Annotated in this window: 15 protein-coding genes; 5 read left to right on the plus strand and 10 right to left on the minus strand. The window is 71.8% G+C overall.

Annotated elements, in window-relative coordinates:
- Positions 1–247: 247 nt before the first annotated feature.
- From BJY18_RS34095 to BJY18_RS34125, 7 genes are all read right to left on the minus strand, one after another.
- Positions 248–1,114 (minus strand): alpha/beta fold hydrolase, encoded by an 867-nt coding sequence (locus BJY18_RS34095; RefSeq protein ID WP_184783952.1) that lies wholly within the window; start codon positions 1,112–1,114, stop codon positions 248–250.
- A gap of 303 nt (positions 1,115–1,417) precedes the next feature.
- A complete protein-coding gene (locus BJY18_RS34100; RefSeq protein ID WP_184783953.1) occupies positions 1,418–2,047 on the minus strand; it encodes a TetR/AcrR family transcriptional regulator in 630 nt (209 codons plus the stop codon).
- Positions 2,048–2,138: 91 nt separating this feature from the next.
- On the minus strand, positions 2,139–3,833 hold the full coding sequence (locus tag BJY18_RS34105; RefSeq protein ID WP_184783954.1) for a flavin monoamine oxidase family protein: 1,695 nt from the start codon (positions 3,831–3,833) through the stop codon (positions 2,139–2,141).
- Complete coding sequence (locus BJY18_RS34110; RefSeq protein ID WP_184783955.1) at positions 3,830–4,603, minus strand: carbon-nitrogen hydrolase family protein; 774 nt, start codon at positions 4,601–4,603, stop codon at positions 3,830–3,832. Before BJY18_RS34110 ends, BJY18_RS34105 begins: the two co-directional genes overlap by 4 nt.
- Entirely contained in the window at positions 4,600–5,982 is a 1,383-nt protein-coding gene (locus tag BJY18_RS34115; protein WP_184785024.1) for an amino acid permease, read from the minus strand. The genes BJY18_RS34110 and BJY18_RS34115 overlap by 4 nt, the downstream gene beginning before the upstream one ends.
- A gap of 222 nt (positions 5,983–6,204) precedes the next feature.
- A complete protein-coding gene (locus tag BJY18_RS34120) occupies positions 6,205–7,593 on the minus strand; it encodes a sensor histidine kinase (RefSeq protein ID WP_184783956.1) in 1,389 nt (462 codons plus the stop codon).
- 4 nt (positions 7,594–7,597) lie between these two features.
- Positions 7,598–8,281, minus strand: a complete 684-nt coding sequence (locus BJY18_RS34125; protein ID WP_184783957.1) for a response regulator transcription factor — start codon at positions 8,279–8,281, stop codon at positions 7,598–7,600.
- A 48-nt stretch (positions 8,282–8,329) separates the two neighbouring features.
- On the opposite strand from BJY18_RS34125, the gene pip reads away from it, so the two are divergent.
- From pip to lpdA, 3 genes are all read left to right on the plus strand, one after another.
- Entirely contained in the window at positions 8,330–9,292 is a 963-nt protein-coding gene (gene pip / locus BJY18_RS34130) for a prolyl aminopeptidase (RefSeq protein WP_184783958.1), read from the plus strand.
- Between the two features lie 85 nt (positions 9,293–9,377).
- Positions 9,378–10,169 (plus strand): lysophospholipid acyltransferase family protein, encoded by a 792-nt coding sequence (locus BJY18_RS34135; protein WP_184783959.1) that lies wholly within the window; start codon positions 9,378–9,380, stop codon positions 10,167–10,169.
- Positions 10,170–10,187: 18 nt separating this feature from the next.
- Positions 10,188–11,573, plus strand: coding sequence for a dihydrolipoyl dehydrogenase (gene lpdA / locus BJY18_RS34140; protein ID WP_184783960.1), 1,386 nt, complete (start codon positions 10,188–10,190; stop codon positions 11,571–11,573).
- A 215-nt stretch (positions 11,574–11,788) separates the two neighbouring features.
- Here lpdA and BJY18_RS34145 read toward each other — a convergent pair whose 3' ends face one another.
- Positions 11,789–12,421, minus strand: coding sequence for a class I SAM-dependent methyltransferase (locus BJY18_RS34145; RefSeq protein ID WP_184783961.1), 633 nt, complete (start codon positions 12,419–12,421; stop codon positions 11,789–11,791).
- Positions 12,422–12,448: 27 nt separating this feature from the next.
- Between BJY18_RS34145 and BJY18_RS34150 the strand changes: the two genes are divergently transcribed.
- The gene (locus BJY18_RS34150) at positions 12,449–13,225 is read left to right on the plus strand and encodes an SDR family oxidoreductase (protein ID WP_184783962.1); all 777 of its coding nucleotides are present in this window, start codon (positions 12,449–12,451) and stop codon (positions 13,223–13,225) included.
- 42 nt (positions 13,226–13,267) lie between these two features.
- On the opposite strand, the gene BJY18_RS34155 is transcribed toward BJY18_RS34150, so the two are convergent.
- On the minus strand, positions 13,268–14,725 hold the full coding sequence (locus BJY18_RS34155) for a peptide ABC transporter substrate-binding protein (RefSeq protein ID WP_184783963.1): 1,458 nt from the start codon (positions 14,723–14,725) through the stop codon (positions 13,268–13,270).
- A 101-nt stretch (positions 14,726–14,826) separates the two neighbouring features.
- On the opposite strand from BJY18_RS34155, the gene BJY18_RS34160 reads away from it, so the two are divergent.
- Positions 14,827–16,158, plus strand: coding sequence for an LVIVD repeat-containing protein (locus BJY18_RS34160; RefSeq protein ID WP_184783964.1), 1,332 nt, complete (start codon positions 14,827–14,829; stop codon positions 16,156–16,158).
- Here BJY18_RS34160 and BJY18_RS34165 read toward each other — a convergent pair.
- A complete protein-coding gene (locus BJY18_RS34165) occupies positions 16,148–17,758 on the minus strand; it encodes a glycoside hydrolase family 13 protein (protein WP_184783965.1) in 1,611 nt (536 codons plus the stop codon). The two genes, BJY18_RS34160 and BJY18_RS34165, sit on opposite strands and share 11 nt — an antisense overlap.
- Positions 17,759–17,781 lie beyond the last annotated feature (23 nt).

The following is a 17,781-nucleotide window of genomic DNA, read 5'->3' on the forward strand; positions in this document are numbered from 1 at the left end:
CCACAGTGGTTCGGGTCGGTTGTGGCCCGTGCCTGGCGGGTCGTGGAGCTGGTCGGGCGAGTGGATTCCGGCTCAGCGGTGGGGTGAGGGGGTCGGTTCGTCACGCGTCTGCGTGGGTGGGGCGTGCGATCGCGTCGGCGATTTCCGGCCACAGTGGTTCGGGTCGGTTGTGGCCCACGCCCGGCGGGTCGTGGAGCTGGTCGGGCGAGTGGATTCCGGCTCAGCGGTGGGGTGAAGGGGCAGCTCGTCACCCGTCCGCGCGGGCGGTGGCGCGCACGATCGCGTCGACGATTTCCGGCCACAGTGGTTCCGGCAGGTCGTGGCCCATCCCGGGCAGCACGACGAGCTCGGCGCCGGGGATCGCCGCCGCGGTCGCCTTGCCGCCGCTCACGTCGATCATCAGGTCCGAATCACCGTGTACGACCACCGTGGGCAGCGTGACCTCGCGCAGCCGCTCCGTGCGGTCTCCGGAGGCGAGGATCGCCATCGTCTGGCGCAGCGTGCCTGCCGGGTGCACCGCCCGGTCGTAGGCACGGGTCGCCTTGTGCCGCAGGTGATCTTCGGTCGCCGGATACCCGGGTGAGCCCGTGGTGCGGAAGTTCACGACGCTCTGCTCGATGGCCTCCTCGCGGGTCGCCGCGGGCGGGCGGGTCAGCGTGGCGAGCGCGGCCGCGGAGATCTGGCCGACGGCCGGATCGCCGGTGGTGGACATGATCGAGGTGACGCTCAGCAGCCGGTCGGGATGGTCGATGGCCAGCTGCTGCACGATCATCCCGCCCATCGACGCGCCGGCCACGTGCGCCTTGGCGAAGCCGAGCGCGTCGAGCAGCCCCACCGTGTCGTCGGCGAAGTCCGACAGGAGGTACGGAGCGTCGGCCCGGCCCGCGGCGGACAGCTCGGCTGCGGCGAGGTCGTCGAGCCAGGTCGAGAGGCCGGCGTCGCGGTTGTCGAACCGGACCACGTGGAATCCGCGGCCGGCCAGCAGCTCGCAGAACCCGGCCTCCCAGGTGATCATCTGCGCGCCGAGCCCCATCACCAGCACCAGCGGCGGGCCGGCCGGATCGCCGAAGGTGTCGTACTCGAGTTCGAGGCCGTTGGCCCGTGCGCGTGGCATGCCCCCGATCATGCCGTACGGCGCATCGCGCCGGCGTCCGCGCCCACCCTCGCGGACCGGCCGGATACCGGTGTGCAAACGGGTTCGCGACCCGGCAGCGTGCGACGCACCGGCCAGGTGGGCGCTCCGCCAGGACGGCGGCGCTGGGCCATCCGCGTGTCCCCGGCACCCGACCGGGCAAGAGTACCCGTCAACGGCGCGGCTCGGGCCCGCTTCGGCGTAGCGTGGGTGTCACCGGGGGCGGCGCCTCCGGCGGGCCCCCGGCACTTACCTCCCCCCTCGTGGTGCCGGGGGTTTCCCGCCTCAGCCCGGCTGGGGATGCTGGATCACCGGGAACACCTGACCCACCAGGGTGACCAGGGATTTGCTCAACAGCGTGTGCACCTGGGCACGGGAGAGCGACCCGCGCACCAGCCATTCGCGGCCCGCTGCCTTCACCATGCCGGCGAACGCCCGGACCGCGGCGTTCAGCTCCTCGCCATGCGCGCTGTCGCGGGACAGGCCCACCGCCTCCAGCACGCGGTCCGCCGATTCGCGGTCGGCCTCGGCGAGGATCCGGTCCACCTCCGGGTCGCGGCCGATGCCCTCCGGGGCGATCGCGGCGAGCCACGTCTTCTCCTGCGCACGCACCATGTCCAGGAACCAGTCGATGGCCACGTCCGCGCGCAGCTCCAGCGGGCCGTCGGGCAGGATCTCCACCGCCAGCCTCGGCACGGTGAGCGCGCGGCGCACGATTTCCAGGTACAGCTGGCGTTTCGTGCCGAAGTAGTGGTTGATCAGTCCACGCGCCACGCCCGCCTCGTGTGCGATGTCCGAAGTGGACACTTCGGAGTACGGACGTTCACCGAAGAGCCGGGCCGCGCAGGTGGAGATCTGCTCCTTGCGCTCGTCCGGTTCCAGTCTTCGCCATCTCGGCGCCGGATCGGTGCTCATCCCGCTAGTTTCGCATGATCGGTTCAGTTCCGCGGACCCGTCACCCGTGGTGACACCTTCGGTGGGCTACCGCCGGGTACGGCTTGACGGCTCAGTCCGGCAGTTCGATCGGTGCGAGGTCGTCGAACACGTCGCCCGGCCCCGGATTCGCCGGATCGCTCGCCCCGCCGAAGTGCCGCAGCACGCCCCACACCGCGTTGAGCGCGGTCTGCACCGCGCCCTCGGCCCAGCCCGCGGTCCAGGACACGTCGTCGCCGGCGAGGAACAGCCCGCGGTAGCGCTCGGGCAGCCGATCCTGCACGAAATGGGTGAACAGCCGGTGCTGGTAGCGGTAGTGCCCGGGCAGGTTCGCCTTGAACGCGCCCATGAAATGCGGTTCGGCCTCCCAGGACACGGTCACCGGGTCACCCACCAGATGCCGCCGCACGTCGACCCCGGGGTAGATCTCACCCAGCGACTGCAGCATCACCTCGACCCGCTCGGACACGCTCAGCGGCAGCCACTTCAGCGAATCGTCGGCCCAGGTGTAGGACAGGCAGATCACCGCGGGCCGGTCCGGATCGTCCCCGAGCAGGTAGGTGCCGCGCGGCATCCGGTCGGTCAGCGTCATGCTCATCGTGTCGTGCCCGGTGGCCGGGTCGCGGTCGAGCCAGAACGGCCGGTCGACCGGCACGAACACCTTCGACGACTCCATGTAGTGGGTGCGCTCGATCGCGGTCCAGTGGTCGATCGGGAACAGCGCCTCGTCGCAGTCGATCTTGGACAGCAGCATCCAGCTCTGCGCGGTGAACACCGCGGCGCCGAACGTGCGGATGTGCCCGGAAGCGTCGGTCACGGTGATGTTGTTCGGTGCCGTGCGGTGCAGCCGGATGACGCCGGGCCGCGGTTGCCCGCCCTCGTGCAGCGTGGCCAGGCTCGTGCCGGCCGGCCAGTGCGCGAGCCGCTCCGGCACCCGCTCCCACAGCCGCAACGGCAGCTGCCTGCTGCCGCCGGCGATGCTGCGGTGCTCGTCGTCCGCGCCGGTGTAGACGACCCGCAGGATTTCCAGGATGGAGTTGGGGAAGTCGGTGTCCCAGCCGCCGGTGCCGAATCCGACCTGGCCGAAGATCTCCCGGTGCCGGAACGAGGCGAACGCGGGCGCGTCGCAGAGGAACCCGTAGAACGTCTGGTTGTCCAGCCGGGGCACCATCTCGTTCCAGATCCGTTTGATCGTCTTGGCGTCGCGGTCGCGGATCGCGGCCTGCATCTCGGCGAACGAAGCGTGCTCGTCGAGCGTGCGCTGCCAGGCGTGGGCCACGGCGCCGAAGACGGCGGGCAGGTCCTCCGGTGTGCGCGCGTAGTGGCTGCGGCCCTTGAGGTCCACCACCGTGCTCGGGGTCGCCGGGGAAAGCGGGTTCGGGAACGGAGTGGTCCGCAGGCCGACCTTGTCGATGTAGTGGAACAGCGCGGTGGATGCCGGTGGGAACCGCATCGCGCCCATTTCGGCGACCACGTCGCCGGGCAGCCCGGGGAAGTGGTGCGTGCGCAGCCGTCCGCCCAGCTCGGCGATCTCGTAGATCACCGGGCGCAGGCCGAGTTTCATCAGCTCATACGCGGTGACCACGCCCGACAGCCCGCCGCCGATCACCGCGACCTCGGTGCCGTGTGCCTGCTCGGGCACCGTACCCAGCCCCGCCGGGTGGCCGAGGTAGTCGTCGTAGGCGAACGGGAAGTCCGGGCCGAACATCGTGATCGGACGACCCGCCGGGTCGTCGGCGTGGATCGCGGTGGGGACGGCGGAGGTCACAGCGGGGGTCCTTCGGTCAGGGTGCGGTACAGCCGCGGCCGGCGATCGGCCAGGTACGGGGTCTCGTCCCGGGATCGCGCCAGCACGGCGGGATCGAGGTCGGCGAGGATCAGCTCCGGTCCGTCGCCGGCTTTCGCCAGCGTCTCGTCCGGCGCTGCGATGGTCGAGTGGCCGCAGTAGGTCAGTTCGGCTTCGGTGTCACAGCGGTTCGCGTACGCCACGTACAGCCGGCTTTCGTGCGCCCGGACGGGAACGAGCAGGTCGGCTATGCGTTCGTGGGGACGCATCAGCGCGGTGGGTACCAGCAGCAGCTGAGTGCCGGCCAGCGCGTGTGCCCGGACCATTTCAGGGAATTCCACGTCGTAGCAGATCAGGAGGCCGACGCGGAACCCGCCGAACTCGGCCTGCACCACGGGTTCGTCGCCGGGAGTGAACCACGTCCGGTCGAGGTCGCCGAAGAGATGGGTCTTGCGGTAGTTTGCGAGCCGACTGCCGTCCGGTCCGAGCAGCTGCACGGAGTTGTACACCGCGGAGTCGTCGCGTTCGGGATAGCCGTAGACGAGTCCGACGCCGTACTTGGCCGCCAGCTCGCCCAGTTCGGCGGACCACCGGCCGTCGGGTCCTTGCGCGAGCTCGTGTGCCGCTGCGCCGATGTTGTAGCCGCTGGTGATCATTTCCGGTGCGACCACGAGCCGGGCTCCGCGTCCGGCCGCAGTGGCCAGCGTCTCCGGCAGCTCGGCGTAGGAGCCTTGGTGGACGGCGACGATCATCGCAGCGCCCCCAGCCGGGACCGCCGGATGCCGTAGCCGAAGTAGAGCGCCAGCCCGAGCAGCATCCACCCGCCGAACACGAGCCAGGTCGCGCCGTCGAGGCTGATCATCAGGTACGCGCAGCAGGCGACCCCGAGAATCGGCGTGACCGGCGAGAACGGCACCCGGAACGTACGGGGCGCCTCCGGCCGCCGTCGTCGCAGCAGCAGCACGGCGATGTTGACCAGGCCGAACGCGAACAGGGTGCCGATGCTCGTCGCGTCGGCCAGCTTGCCCAGCGGCACGAACGCGGCGAGCACGGCAACGAACCCGGACACCACCAGCGTGTTGGTCCGCGGTACGCCGGTTTTCGGGTGCACTGTGGACAGTGCCTTCGGCACGAGCCCGTCGCGGGACATGGCGAACAGGATCCGCGTCTGTCCGTAGAGCACGGTCAGCACCACACTGGAGATCGCCACGATGGCGCCGACCGCGAGCACGGCGGCCCAGAGGTCGTTGTGCAGCACGGAGGTGAGCACGTGCGAGAGGGCGGCTTCCTGGTCCCCGAACTGCTGCCACGGCAGCGCTCCGACCGCGGCCACCGCCACCAGGCAGTACAGCACCGTGACGATGGCCAGCGAGAGCAGGATCGCCCGCGGCAGGTCGCGCTGCGGGTTGCGAGCCTCCTCGCCGGCAGTGGACGCGGCGTCGAATCCGATGTAGGAGAAGAAGAGCTTGGCCCCGCCTGCACTGAGCCCGGCCAGCCCGAGCGGCAGGAACGGCGTGAAGTTGCGCGCCTGCACCGCGGTGAACGCGAGCGCGCAGAACAACACCAGCGTGGCGATCTTGACGACGACCATCACCGCGTTGGCCCGCGCGCTTTCCTTCGCCCCGGACAGCAGGAGCAGCATGCCCAGCAGCACGACGACGATGGCCGGCACGTTGACGAGGCCGCCCTGGCCCGGTGGCCCGCTGATCGCGTCCGGCAGGGTCACGCCGAACGCCAGCCGCAGCAACTCGTTCACGTACTGGCCCCAGCCGACCGCGACCGACGCGACCGAGACCCCGTACTCCAGCACCAGGCACCAGCCGCACACCCACGCGACCAGCTCGCCGAGCGTGGCGTAGGCGTAGGAGTACGAAGAGCCGGACAGCGGGATCATCCCGGCGAGCTCGGCGTAGGAGAGCGCGGAGAACAGCGCGGTCACGCCGGCGAGGACGAACGACGCCACCACCGCGGGCCCGGCGACCGGGACCGCCTCGCCGAGCACCACGAAGATCCCGCTGCCGAGGGTGGCGCCGATGCTCAGCATGGTCAGCTGGCCCAGCCCGAGCGACCGCCGAAGCGGACCGTGCCCGGCCTCGGCGACCAGGTCGTCGACCGGTTTGCGGCGCAGCATCGCGGCGCCGAGCCCGGGGCGGGGCCCGGTCCTGTGCGGGGCAGGGGAAGTCGGGCTCACCAAAGCTCTCCTCGGGGTGCGTGGCGCCGCGGCCGACGGCGGGTGCGGATCACAGTATCGATCGAAAGATGCGCCGAAAACCGAAGATCATTGCGCGAACTGGCGATGTGCTGGTGTTCGTTGTCTTGATATTCATTGTCCTGATGTTCGGCGTCCTGGCGTTCAGCAGCCTGGTGTTCGGTGTGCTGGTGTCCGGCGTGCGGGTGTTCGGTGTTCAAGTGCTTTCGTGATCGAGGGCGATGGGTCGCACCCGGTGACGCGGTCCGGCACGGTCCGGTCTTCTCCGGCCGGGAGCAGCAGGGTGAACGTCGGCGGGTCCGGCCGGGTCAGCCGCAGCCGCCCGCCTTCGGCCTCGGCGAGGCTGCGGGCCAGGCGCAGGCCGATGCCGTGCCCGCCCGCGGCGTCGGCAGGCTGGGCGAACGGGTCCCGCGCGCCCAGGTCGGGTCCCTCGTCGGAGATGTCCAGCGCGAGCACCTCGCCGGCGTCGCGGGCCAGTACGGTGACCGTGCCGTGGCCGTGGTTGATCGTGTTGTCCAGCAGCACGGCCAGGATCTGCCGCACGGCGGCCGCGGACGCCCGGATCGTGGGCGGATCGTGCAGCTCGATCCGCAGCTCCCGCCCGCCGGGCAGTGTGGTGGAGCGCAGTTCGGCCAGCAGAGCGTCGAGATCCAGCACGGCACGGGTGGTGCGCCGTTCCCTGGACAGCGCGAGCAGGTCCTCGACGGTCCGCTCCAGCCGGTCGGTCGAGGCGATCCCCGCGCGTACCGCGGCGTAGGGGTCCATGCCCGGCGTCTCGAGCGCGGCTTCCAGCTGCAGGCGGAGCCCGGCCAGCGGGGTACGCAGCTGGTGCGAGGCCTCCGCGGAAAACGCGCGTTCGCGCGCCAGAGTTTCACCGATCCGTTCCGCGGTCACGTCGAAGGCCGCGCCGACACGATCGATCTCCGCGACCGCGGATTCCGGGGCACGTGCGGTGAAATCGCCGTCTCCCAGCCGGGTCGCGGCCGAAGCCAGCTCCTCCAGCGGACGGGTGAGCCTGCCCGCCAGCCTGCGCGCGACCAGCCAGCCCGCGCCGACCGCGGCCACCGCGCAGCCCGCCATCGCCAGCCAGATCAGGCCGACCTCGCGGGTCATCTCGGACTGCGGGACCGCGGCCCGCACGACGCCGGTGAGCCGGGCGCCGGTCAGCACCGGAACCGCGAGCACGTCGTCGGCTCCGACCGCGCCGTCGGCCATGTCGCGGCGGGTGCTCGCGACGGTGCGCACCACTTCGTCGGCCCGTGCCGGACCCTGCCCGGCGACGAGGTTCCCGGTCGCGTCGTACACCCCGACCTCGGCTCCGCCCGGCAGCTCGTCGTCCGCGGGCAGGCGCGGGACCCGGTCGGCGGAGAGCGCGTCGGACACCACGACAGCGGCGCCGTCGGCCGCGCGTTCCAGCTCGGACGTGGTGTGCGTGCGGAAGTACCAGAGCACTCCGACCGCCAGCGGCAAGCCGAACAGAGCCGTCGCCAGCACCGCGACCACCACGGTGATCGTCACGATCCGGCGCCGCACCCGCTCAGGCCTCCTCGAGCCGGTAGCCGTGCCCGCGCAGGGTCTCGATCCGCGGTACGTCACCGGGCGCCCCGGCCGCCGCGGCGAGCTTGCGCCGTACCGCGGCGATGTGCACGTCGAGCGTCTTGGTCGACCCGTGCCAGTGCGTGTCCCACACCTCGGCCATCAGCGTGTCCCGGCTGACCGCCACGCCTGCCTGCCCGGCGAGGCGGGCGAGCAGGTCGAACTCCCGCGCCCGCAACGCCACTTCGCGGCCGCCGAGGGCGACGCGCCTGCCGGCCGTGTCCACTTCGAGCGCGCCGATGGTGATGACCGGCGCGGACGGTGGCGCCGGGGCGCCGCGGCGCAGGTGCGCCCGGACCCGCGCGAGGAGCTCGGCCAGCCGGATGGGCTTCGTCAGGTAGTCGTCAGCGCCGGATTCGAGCCCGACGACCACGTCCATCTCGTCGGCCCGCGCGGTGAGGATGACCAGGACGGCGGCCGGCATCGACGCGCGCAGCCGTCGGCACACCTCCACGCCGTCGACGTCGGGCAGCCCCAGGTCCAGCAGCACGAGGTCGGCCGGCCCGGCCCGCAGGGCAGCGCGGCCTTCACGGCACCAGCGCACTTCGTGACCGTGCGCACGCAGAGCGGATTCGAGGACGGTGCCGATCGTCGCGTCGTCCTCCACCACCAGCACCTTGGCCACGTGGGAAGGGTAACCAACCGCATTCGCGGGTCGGGCATAGTGGCAGGTATGCGCGGTCTGTACCCGGAAATCGAACCCTATGACCACGGGATGCTGCCGGTCGGTGACGGTAACGCGCTGTATTGGGAGGAATCCGGCAATCCGGCCGGCAAACCGGTGGTGTTCCTGCACGGCGGCCCGGGCGGCGGGACCGTGCCGCGGTACCGGCAGCTGTTCGATCCGAAGCGGTACCGGATCGTGCTGTTCGACCAGCGCGGCTGCGGGCGCAGCACCCCGCACTGCAGCACGCCGGAGGCCGACCTGTCGGTGAACACCACCTGGCACCTGGTGGCCGACCTGGAGCTGCTGCGCGAGGACCGCGGCGTGGCGCGCTGGCAGCTCTTCGGCGGTTCGTGGGGCAGCGTGCTCGCCCTCGCCTACGCCGAAACGCATCCGGAGCGGGTGAGTGAACTCGTGCTGCGGGGCGTGGCGACGTTGCGGCGCAAGGAGATCCAGTGGCTCTACGGCGGGGGCGCGGCCTGCTTGTTCCCGGAGGCCTGGTCGCGGTTCCTGGCCCCGGTGCCCTACGTGCGCCGCGGCGAGGACCTCGTCGAGGTCTACCACGAGCTGCTGCACCATCCCGATCCCGACGTGCACGGTCCCGCCGCGCAGGCGTGGAGCCGCTGGGAGGGGGAGACGGTGAAGTTCACCCCGCGGGCGGAGGTGGTCGCCGCGTTCGCCGAACCCGAGTTCGCGCTGGCCATCGCCCGGATCGAGAACCACTACTTCCGGCACGGCGGCTGGTTCGCCGAGGACCAGCTGATCCGCGAGGCCCCGGCGCTGGCGGGCATCCCGTGCGTGCTCGTCCAGGGCCGCTACGACGTGGTCACCCCGGCCACCACGGCCTGGGAACTGACCCAGGTCCTGCCCGGCGCGGAGCTGCACATGATCGCCGACGCCGGGCACGCCTTCGACGAACCGGGCACCCTGCACGAGCTGATCGGCGCCACCGACCGGTTCGCCTCCTGCTGACCGCGCTCAGGATGGCGGGTCCGGGTGTGATCCGTACCGCGTCAAGGTGCCGGGATGCACCGAACCGCGGACGGGTCCGCTACGAATGACGGTCATGGCACTGCTGCGCACCCGGGACCGCTGGACCCCGCTCGAAGGGGAGTTGCTCGGCTTCGGCCGGATGCAGGCCTACGGCAGGCGGTTCGCCCGTCGTGGCCGCGGCGCCTGGTACCACGTCGCGATCGAGGTGGTGTGGCAGCTGCTCACCCTCCTCAGCCGGTTCCGGGTGTGCGGCGCACGGCACATCCCGGAGTCCGGGGGTGTCCTGGTGGTGTCGAACCACCTGTCCTTCGCCGATCCGGCCACGCTCACCGCTTTCTGCCTCGGCGCGGGCCGGGTGCCGCGCTATCTGGCCAAGGCGAGCCTGTGGCGGGTCCCGCTGATCGGTTCGGTGATGCGTTCGGGCCGGCACATCCCGGTGTACCGCGGAGCGCCGACCGCGTCCGGCGCCTACCGCGACGCGGTGGCCGCGGTCCGCGAGGGCGAATGCGTGGCGGTCTTCCCCGAGTCCACGTTCTCGGACGACCCGGCGCAGTGGCCGATGAAGGGCAAGACCGGCGCCGCGAGGATCGCGCTGGAGACCGGGGTGCCGGTGGTGCCGGTCGCGAACTGGGGCACGCACGAACTGCTGCCCGCCGGAGCCTGGTTCCCGCGCGGCATCCCGCGCCGCACCGTGCGGCTGCTCGCCGGTCCGCCGGTGGACCTGTCCGATCTGGCCGGCCGCGAGCCGACCCGGGACGAGCTGACCGAGGCGACCGCCCGCATCATGACCGCGGTGACCGCGCTGCTGGGCGAGATTCGCGGTGAGCAGCCGCCGTCCGGGCTCCCGCTGGTCTGAACGGGTAGCTTCGAAGCCATGAGCGCACACTATGACGTGGTGGTCCTGGGGGCCGGGGTCGGTGGGTACGTGGCGGCGATCCGGGCGTCCCAGCTCGGGCTGAGCGCGGCCGTGGTGGAGGAGAAGTACTGGGGCGGGGTGTGCCTCAACGTCGGGTGCATTCCCTCGAAGGCGCTGCTGCGCAACGCCGAGCTGGCGCACACCGTCCGGGAGGAGGCCGCCACCTACGGTATTTCCGCCGACGGCGAGATCCGGTTCGACTACACCTCGGCCTACGAGCGCAGTCGCAAGGTCGCCGACGGGCGCGTCAAGGGCGTGCACTTCCTGATGAAGAAGAACAAGATCACCGAGTACCAGGGGCACGGCACCTTCGTCGACGACCACACGCTCGAGGTCGGCGGCGAGCGGCTCACTTTCGGCCACTGCGTGATCGCGACCGGCGCCACCGCGCGGCTGCTGCCCGGCACCCGGCGCAGCGACCGCGTGGTCACCTACGAGCAGCAGGTCCTCGAGAGCGAGGTGCCCGCCAGCATCGTGATCGCCGGCGCCGGTGCGATCGGCGTCGAGTTCGCGTACGTGCTGCGCAACTACGGCGTGGACGTCACCATCGTCGAATTCCTCGACCGGATGGTCCCGCTGGAGGACGCCGAGGTCTCCGCCGAGCTGGCCAAGCGCTACCGCAAGCTCGGCGTCAAGGTGCTCACCGGCACGCGGGTCGAGGCGATCGACGACTCGGGCGCACAGGTCGCGGTCACCGTGTCGAAGGACGGCGAGCAGCAGGTGCTGCAGGCCGACCGGGTGCTGCAGGCCATCGGATTCCAGCCCAATGTGGCGGGTTACGGCCTGGAGAACACCGGCGTCGCGCTCACCGAACGCGGCGCGATCGCGGTGGACGGCCGCGGCCGCACGAACGTGCCGCACATCTTCGCGATCGGCGACGTGACGGCGAAGCTGATGCTCGCGCACGCCTCGGAATCGATGGGGGTGGTGGCCGCCGAGACCATCGCGGGCGCGGAAACCATGGAGCTGGACTTCGTGATGATCCCGCGCGCGACCTACTGTCAGCCGCAGATCGCCAGCTTCGGCTGGACCGAGCAGCAGGCGCGGGACCAGGGTTACGAGGTCATGGTGGCCAAGTTCCCGTTCACCGCCAACGGAAAGGCGCACGGCCTCGGCGACGCGAACGGTTTCGTGAAGATCCTGAGCGACGCGAAGTACGGCGAGCTGCTGGGCGCGCACCTGATCGGCCCGGACGTGACCGAACTGCTGCCGGAGCTGACCCTGGCCCAGCAGTGGGACCTGACCGTGCACGAGGTCTCCCGCAACGTGCACGCCCACCCGACCCTGGGCGAAGCGGTGAAGGAGGCCGTCCACGGCCTGGCCGGGCACATGATCAACTTCTGACCCCGGCAGCGGGAGTTCCACGAGGTGGGCGGCGGCGCGATCCCGCTTTCGGTCGGTGGTCCGGCGGCCGAAACCTCCTTGGATTCTCCTGACCGCCACGGGTGGCCGGGCGCGGATCCGGCGAACCCGGCCCGTACCCGGGCATCTTCAGTGCGGCGAGCAAGTGGGAACGGTTCACTTCGGACGGTCAGCGGCACGTCGGCGTGCCGGGTCGTTCAGCGCCGGCTGACCAGCAGGTGAAAGGCGCGGCCGCTGGAGCCGACCCGTTCGTGGCGGACTGGTTTCAGCCCGGCCGTGGCGAGGGCTTCCTCCAGTTCGGCGACCGGGCGGAGGCGGAAGCCGTGCCCGGTGAACGGCTCGGCCGCCATCGCACCCGGGTCGCCGACGCCGACCACGAACCGCCCGCCTGCCGCGAGCACGCGCGCGACCTCGGCGAACGCCGCGGCCAGGTCGGGCACGAAGTACACCGTGTTGACGGTCAGCGCCGCGTGCACCTGCCCGTCGTCCAGCGGCAGCGCGGCCATCCCGGCCTGGTGCAGCCGCAGCCGCCCAGCGGCCAGATTGGCGGGGAACTTGCGCCGGGCCCGGGCGAGCGCGGTCGCGGAGATGTCCGCACCGTGCACCGTTCCGCCCGCCGTCGCGCGGAGCAGCAGGTCCAGCCCGAGGCCGCCGCCGAAGCCGATGTCCAGCGCGGTTTCCCCGGGCCGGACCGCCGCCGCCTCGACCGCCCCGGTCACCGGTCCGCGATTGGCGCGGTTGAGCAGCCGTGCGACCGCAAGTCCCGCCGGCCCGCTCGGTTTGCCCAGCTGACGGGCCAGTCCGGCAAGCACTTTTTCCCGTGGTCCCATCGGCCCAGTGTGCCGTGCCGGCGGCGAATGTGGCAGCGTGGCGGGCCACCGACACCGGGAGGACTCGTGCACGACAAGACCGCCGTCGTCACCGGGGCGGGCTCCGGTCTCGGCCGCCGGATCGCCCGGGCCCTGCTCGGAGCCGGATACCGCGTCGCGCTGGCCGGACGGCGCGCGGAAGCGCTGGCCGAAACCGCCGGGGACGAGGCGAACGCGCTGGCCGTGCCCACCGATGTCGCCGACCCCGCGTCCGTGGCGGCACTCTTCGCGGCGTCCCGGTCCGCCTGGGGCAGGCTGGACCTGCTGGTGAACAACGCCGGTGTTTCGGTGGGCGGCACGGTGGCCGACCTCTCGGTGGAAGGCTGGCGGCGCACCGTGGACACCAACCTCACCGGGATGTTCCTGTGCGCGCAGCAGGCCGTGCGGCTGATGCGCGAGCAGGATCCCCGGGGCGGGCGGATCATCAACAACGGCTCGATCTCGGCGCACGTCCCGCGGCCGGCGAGCGTCGCCTACACCGCGACCAAGCACGCCGTCACCGGCCTCACCAAGTCCATCTCACTCGACGGCCGCGCCTGGAACGTCGCGTGTGGACAGATCGACATCGGCAACGCGGCCACCGAGATGACCGAGCGGATGGCCGCCGGTATCCCGCAACCGGACGGACGGGTGGCCGCGGAACCGACCTTCGACTCCGGACACGTCGCGGATGCGGTGCTCTACATGGCCGGGCTGCCGCTGGATGCGAACGTCCAGTTCCTCACCATCACCGCGACCACGATGCCGTTCATCGGCCGGGGCTGACGGACGCTTCGCAGACAAGGCCGAGCCCTGCACGCGAGCCGGTTATCCGGTCAGCTCCGCGAGGTCGACTCCGCCGAACGGGGTCGCCCGCACGTCGTGGACGCGGGGTCCCCACACCGCGTGGCCGTGTCCGGTCCACAGCGGAATCGCCGGGAGATCGCGCAGCGCCTGGTTTTCCGCGACGCGGTAGAGCTGGCCGGCTTCCTGCGGGGTCGCCGCGGCCTCGGCGGCGGCCAGATCGCCGGTGAACCCGGCATCGGAGTAGCCGGCCAGCTCGGCCAGTTCGCCGAGCACGTCCGCGGGGCTCGGCGAAACGAGCTTCAGCTCCACTGTGGACGGACCGTCGACCGGACCCGCGGAGGGCCGCTGCTTCGCGGTCACCGGGACGCCCAGCGTCCTGGCCAGCCCGGACGCCAGAGTGCGGGTCCAGCCGTCGCCGCCGAGGTCGGAGTAGAGCGGCACCGGCCCGGTGAACCGGGCCTGGCCGAGCAGGGACTGGGCGGCGGCCGGGTCGAAGGTGCACGGCCGACACGTGCCGGTGCGTTCGCCCGGCGCGGACGAAGGTGGCAGCAGCGCCTTGGCCGGATCGGCCTGGTGCGCGAGCGGCCCGTTCGCCAGCGCGCCGCGATCGGCGCCGAGGGCGAGCGAGTGCCGCACGGTGGCGTCGGCGAACCGGGTGGCGCTCGCGGGGAACACCAGGTAGCCGGCTCGCGGCAGCGCCCACATCAGGTGCCGGTCGGTGAAATCGGCGTGCATCGCGTCGTGCCGCTCGCCGGGCACGGAGGTGGTGAGGTCGAGGTCCCCGTCCCGCACCGCGTCGTACTGCTCCACCGGATCGCCGACGCGTAGGTCCACCTCGTCCGGGTGGCCGGCGGACGGTGGCACCCGCCGCAGCGTCCCGCCGGTGCCCGGCTGCCAGTCGCCGTCGAGCCGGAACGGACCGTTGCCCACCGGATGCCGGGCGAAACCGGTCCAATCGCCCGACGCCAGCACCGAAGCCGGCAGCGGCGCCAGCCCCGGCGCGGACAGCCATGCCGGCACCTGGTTGGCCGGGCGGTCCAGCGTGATCCGGATCGTGGCGTCGTCCGGTGCGCTGATGTCCTTGGCTCGCAGCGACTCGGTGAGCACCGGGGTGGCTGCCCAGTGCTCGCCCGCGATCGTCCGCCAGGTGTCCACATAGGACTTGGCGGTGACCGGGCTGCCGTCGTGGAAGCGCCCGCCCGCGCGGAGTTTCACCGTCCAGGTGACCCGGTCCGGGCTCGTGATCGACGCGGCCGCGCGCGGGGTGACCCGCCCGGAGACCGGATCGTAGTCCGCGAGCGGGGTCCACAGCGCCCCGGTGACGAGCAGGCCCGCCGGGTCGTCGACGTCGGCGGGCAGCAGGGTGCCCGGCTCCACCAGCCCGACCGCCAGCGCGCCCGGGCGGGCCGGTTCCTGCGCGGAGCAGCCGCCGAGCGCGATCACGGCGACGGCGAGGACGGCGAGCAGACGCGAACGCATGGTGCCTTACTACCAGGTGGAAAAGAACCAATGGCGGGTTGTGTCCGGTTGATCACCGTCCTACAGTGCTTCCGTCGTACTGGGGGTTCTGGGAGGTTCACGTGCGCCGCCTGTGGGTTCGGTCCGTTCTCGCTCTGGTCACCGTGGCCGCGACGCTCGTCGCCACCGGATTGCCCGCCGCGGCCTGCGGCGACGACAAGCCTGCGGTCGCGGCGAAGCACAGCGCCGGCGATCCCGGCTCGGTCAAGGGCGTGCGCACGGTCGGCGCCCTGCCCGACGCGCAAGGGGCCATTTCGGCGAACTTCCTCAGCTACGGCAGGCGCGACGTGATGGTCGTGTCCGGCGAGTTCGGATTGAAGGTCTACGACCTCACGCGGGATCCGGCGCGGCCGCGCGCGATCGGCGAGCTGAGCCTGCCCGGGCTGTGGGAGACCGAGGACACCGAGGTGGACGCGCAGCGCAAGCTGGTGTTCCTCTCCCGGGACCCGCGTGCGTTCGAGGGCAACACGCACACCGGTGAGTCGGGCGTCTATGTGGTCGACGTGTCGAAGCCGGAGGCGCCGGCGATCCTCAGCTACGTGCGGGTCCCCGCCGGGCACACGACCAGCTGCGTGGACGGCTGCCGCTTCCTGTGGACCGGCGGTCCGGCGAAGGCCGACGACCAGCCCGCGGACTGGGGCGGGCGGCCGATCTGGGTCACCGACGTGCGCGATCCGCGGCATCCGAAGGTGCACCCGGACCCGATCGACCTGGCCCGCAACGACGGCAAGACCGACTACGTGCACGACGTGCAGGTGGACACCGCGGGCGTGGCGTGGGTGTCCGGCGCGGGCGGTGTGCGGGGCTACTGGACCAGCGGCGTGCACCGGGACCCGGTGGAAGGCCGGATCCGGCGGGCGAGCGCGCTCGACCCGGTCCCGTACGCCGGTGGTGGCGTGGACGAGACCGCGGCTCCGTCGAAGTTCCTGCACAACAGCTTCCACCCGGTCGGCCCGGTCGCCGACGGTGCCTGGCGTGGGCACGACCTGGTGTACGCCACCGAGGAAAGCTTCCTCGACGGCTGCGCCGGCGACGGCGTGCTCACCATTTCCGCGCTGGACGGCTCCTACCACGGCGAGGGCTGGCGCTCGAGTCCGGAAGACCCGTTCCGGCTGCGCAGCATCGGCACCTGGACAGTCGCCGGCCAGGAAGGCAGCGACCCGGTGTCGGACGACTGCTCGGCGCACTACTTCGACCTGCGCGGGCACGTGCTGGTGCAGTCGTTCTACGCACAGGGCACCCGCTTCCTGGACGTGAGCGATCCGACGAACCCGCGTCAGATCGCCTGGTTCCGCCCCGCGGACGCGTCCTCCTGGGCGCCGTACTGGCACGACGGCTACGTCTACGTCGCCGACAACGCCCGCGGGGTGGACATCCTCAAGCTCACGGCGTAGCGGCGGGTTTCAGCCAGACCGCGGTGTCCGCGGGCAGCGCACCGTCCGCCAGCGGGCCGCTCGCCAGCAGTACCTCCCCGACGGGCAGCGGAACAGGCGTCGCCGAGAAGTTCAGGGCGAAGATGAATCCGGCCTCCCGGCGGAAGGCCAGCACCTCCGGGCCCAGCTCAAGCCAGGACAGCTCGCCGTTCAGGTTCGCGCGCAGGCGCAGACCCTCGCGGTACAGCGTGAGCATCGAAGACGGGTCCGCGGCGGCTGCTTCTGCGGTGTACGCCGCCCACTCGGCAGGCTGTGGCAGCCACGGTTCGCCCGCGCCGAAGCCGAACGGCGGTGCCGAACCCGACCACGGCAACGGGATCCGGCAGCCGTCGCGGCCGGGATCCTTCCCGTGGGTCCGAGCGAAAACCGGGTCCTGTCGCAAGGCGTCGGGGATGTCCTCGACCTCCCACAGCCCCAGTTCCTCTCCTTGGTACAGGTAGACGCAGCCGGGCAGCGACAGCGTCAGCAAGGCGGCCGCACGCGCTCGCCGGGTGCCCAGCGCGCGATCCACGGGAGTGCCGTGCAACCGGTCGGCGAAGGCGAAACCCGTGTCGCCGGCGCGGCCGTAGCGGGTCACGTGCCGGGTCACGTCGTGGTTCGACAGCACCCACGCCGCCGGTGCGCCCACCTCGTCGTGGCTGCTCAGCGTGTGGGTGATGACCTCGCGGAACCGCCCGGCGTCCCACGGGCAGGTGAGGAAGTCGAAGTTGAAGGCCGAGTGCAGCTCGTCGTGGCGCAGGTAGCTCGCGGTGTGCGATTGGTCGGGCAGCCACAGTTCGCCGACCAGCACCTTCTCGCCCGGATAGGAATCCGCGATCTTGCGCCACGCGCGGTAGATGTCGTGCAGTCCTTCGCGGCCGGAGAACGGGGTCTCGTCGCCCGCCTCGACGTCCGGCAGCGCCGGGTCCTTGACCAGGCCGTCCGCGACGTCGATGCGGAACCCGTCGACGCCGCGGTCGAACCAGAACCGCAGCACGTCCTCGAACTCGGCGCGGACGTCGGCGTTGTCCCAGTTGAAGTCCGGCTGGTGCGGGCTGTAGAGGTGCAGGTACCACTCGCCGGGCGTGCCGTCCGCCTCGGTCACCCGGGTCCACGCCGGGCCGCCGAAGCGGGACTGCCAGTTGTTCGGCGGCTGCGCACCTTCCGGGCCGCGGCCGGGGCGGAACCAGAACCGGTGCCGCTCCGGGGATCCCGGCTCGGCCGCCAGTGCAGCGCGGAACCACCGGTGCTCGTCGGAGGCATGGTTCGGCACCACGTCGATGAGCACCCGGATACCGCGCTCGTGCGCGTCGGCGATCAGCCCCTCGGCGTCGGCGAGGCTGCCGAAGAGCGGTTCGATGGCCCGGAAGTCGGCGACGTCGTAGCCCCCGTCGTGCATCGGCGACGGGTACCACGGGGTCAGCCAGAGCGCGTCCACGCCCAGCGCGGCGAGATGGCCGAGCCGGGACCGTACGCCGGCGAGGTCGCCGACGCCGTCCCCGTCGCCGTCGGCGAAACTGCGGATGTAGACCTGGTAGATCGACGCACCGCGCCACCAGGCCGGATTCCCCGAAGTGGTCACTGCGTTCTTCCTCCTTTGTGGAT

The organism is Amycolatopsis jiangsuensis (assembly GCF_014204865.1).
Taxonomy (GTDB): domain Bacteria; phylum Actinomycetota; class Actinomycetes; order Mycobacteriales; family Pseudonocardiaceae; genus Amycolatopsis; species Amycolatopsis jiangsuensis.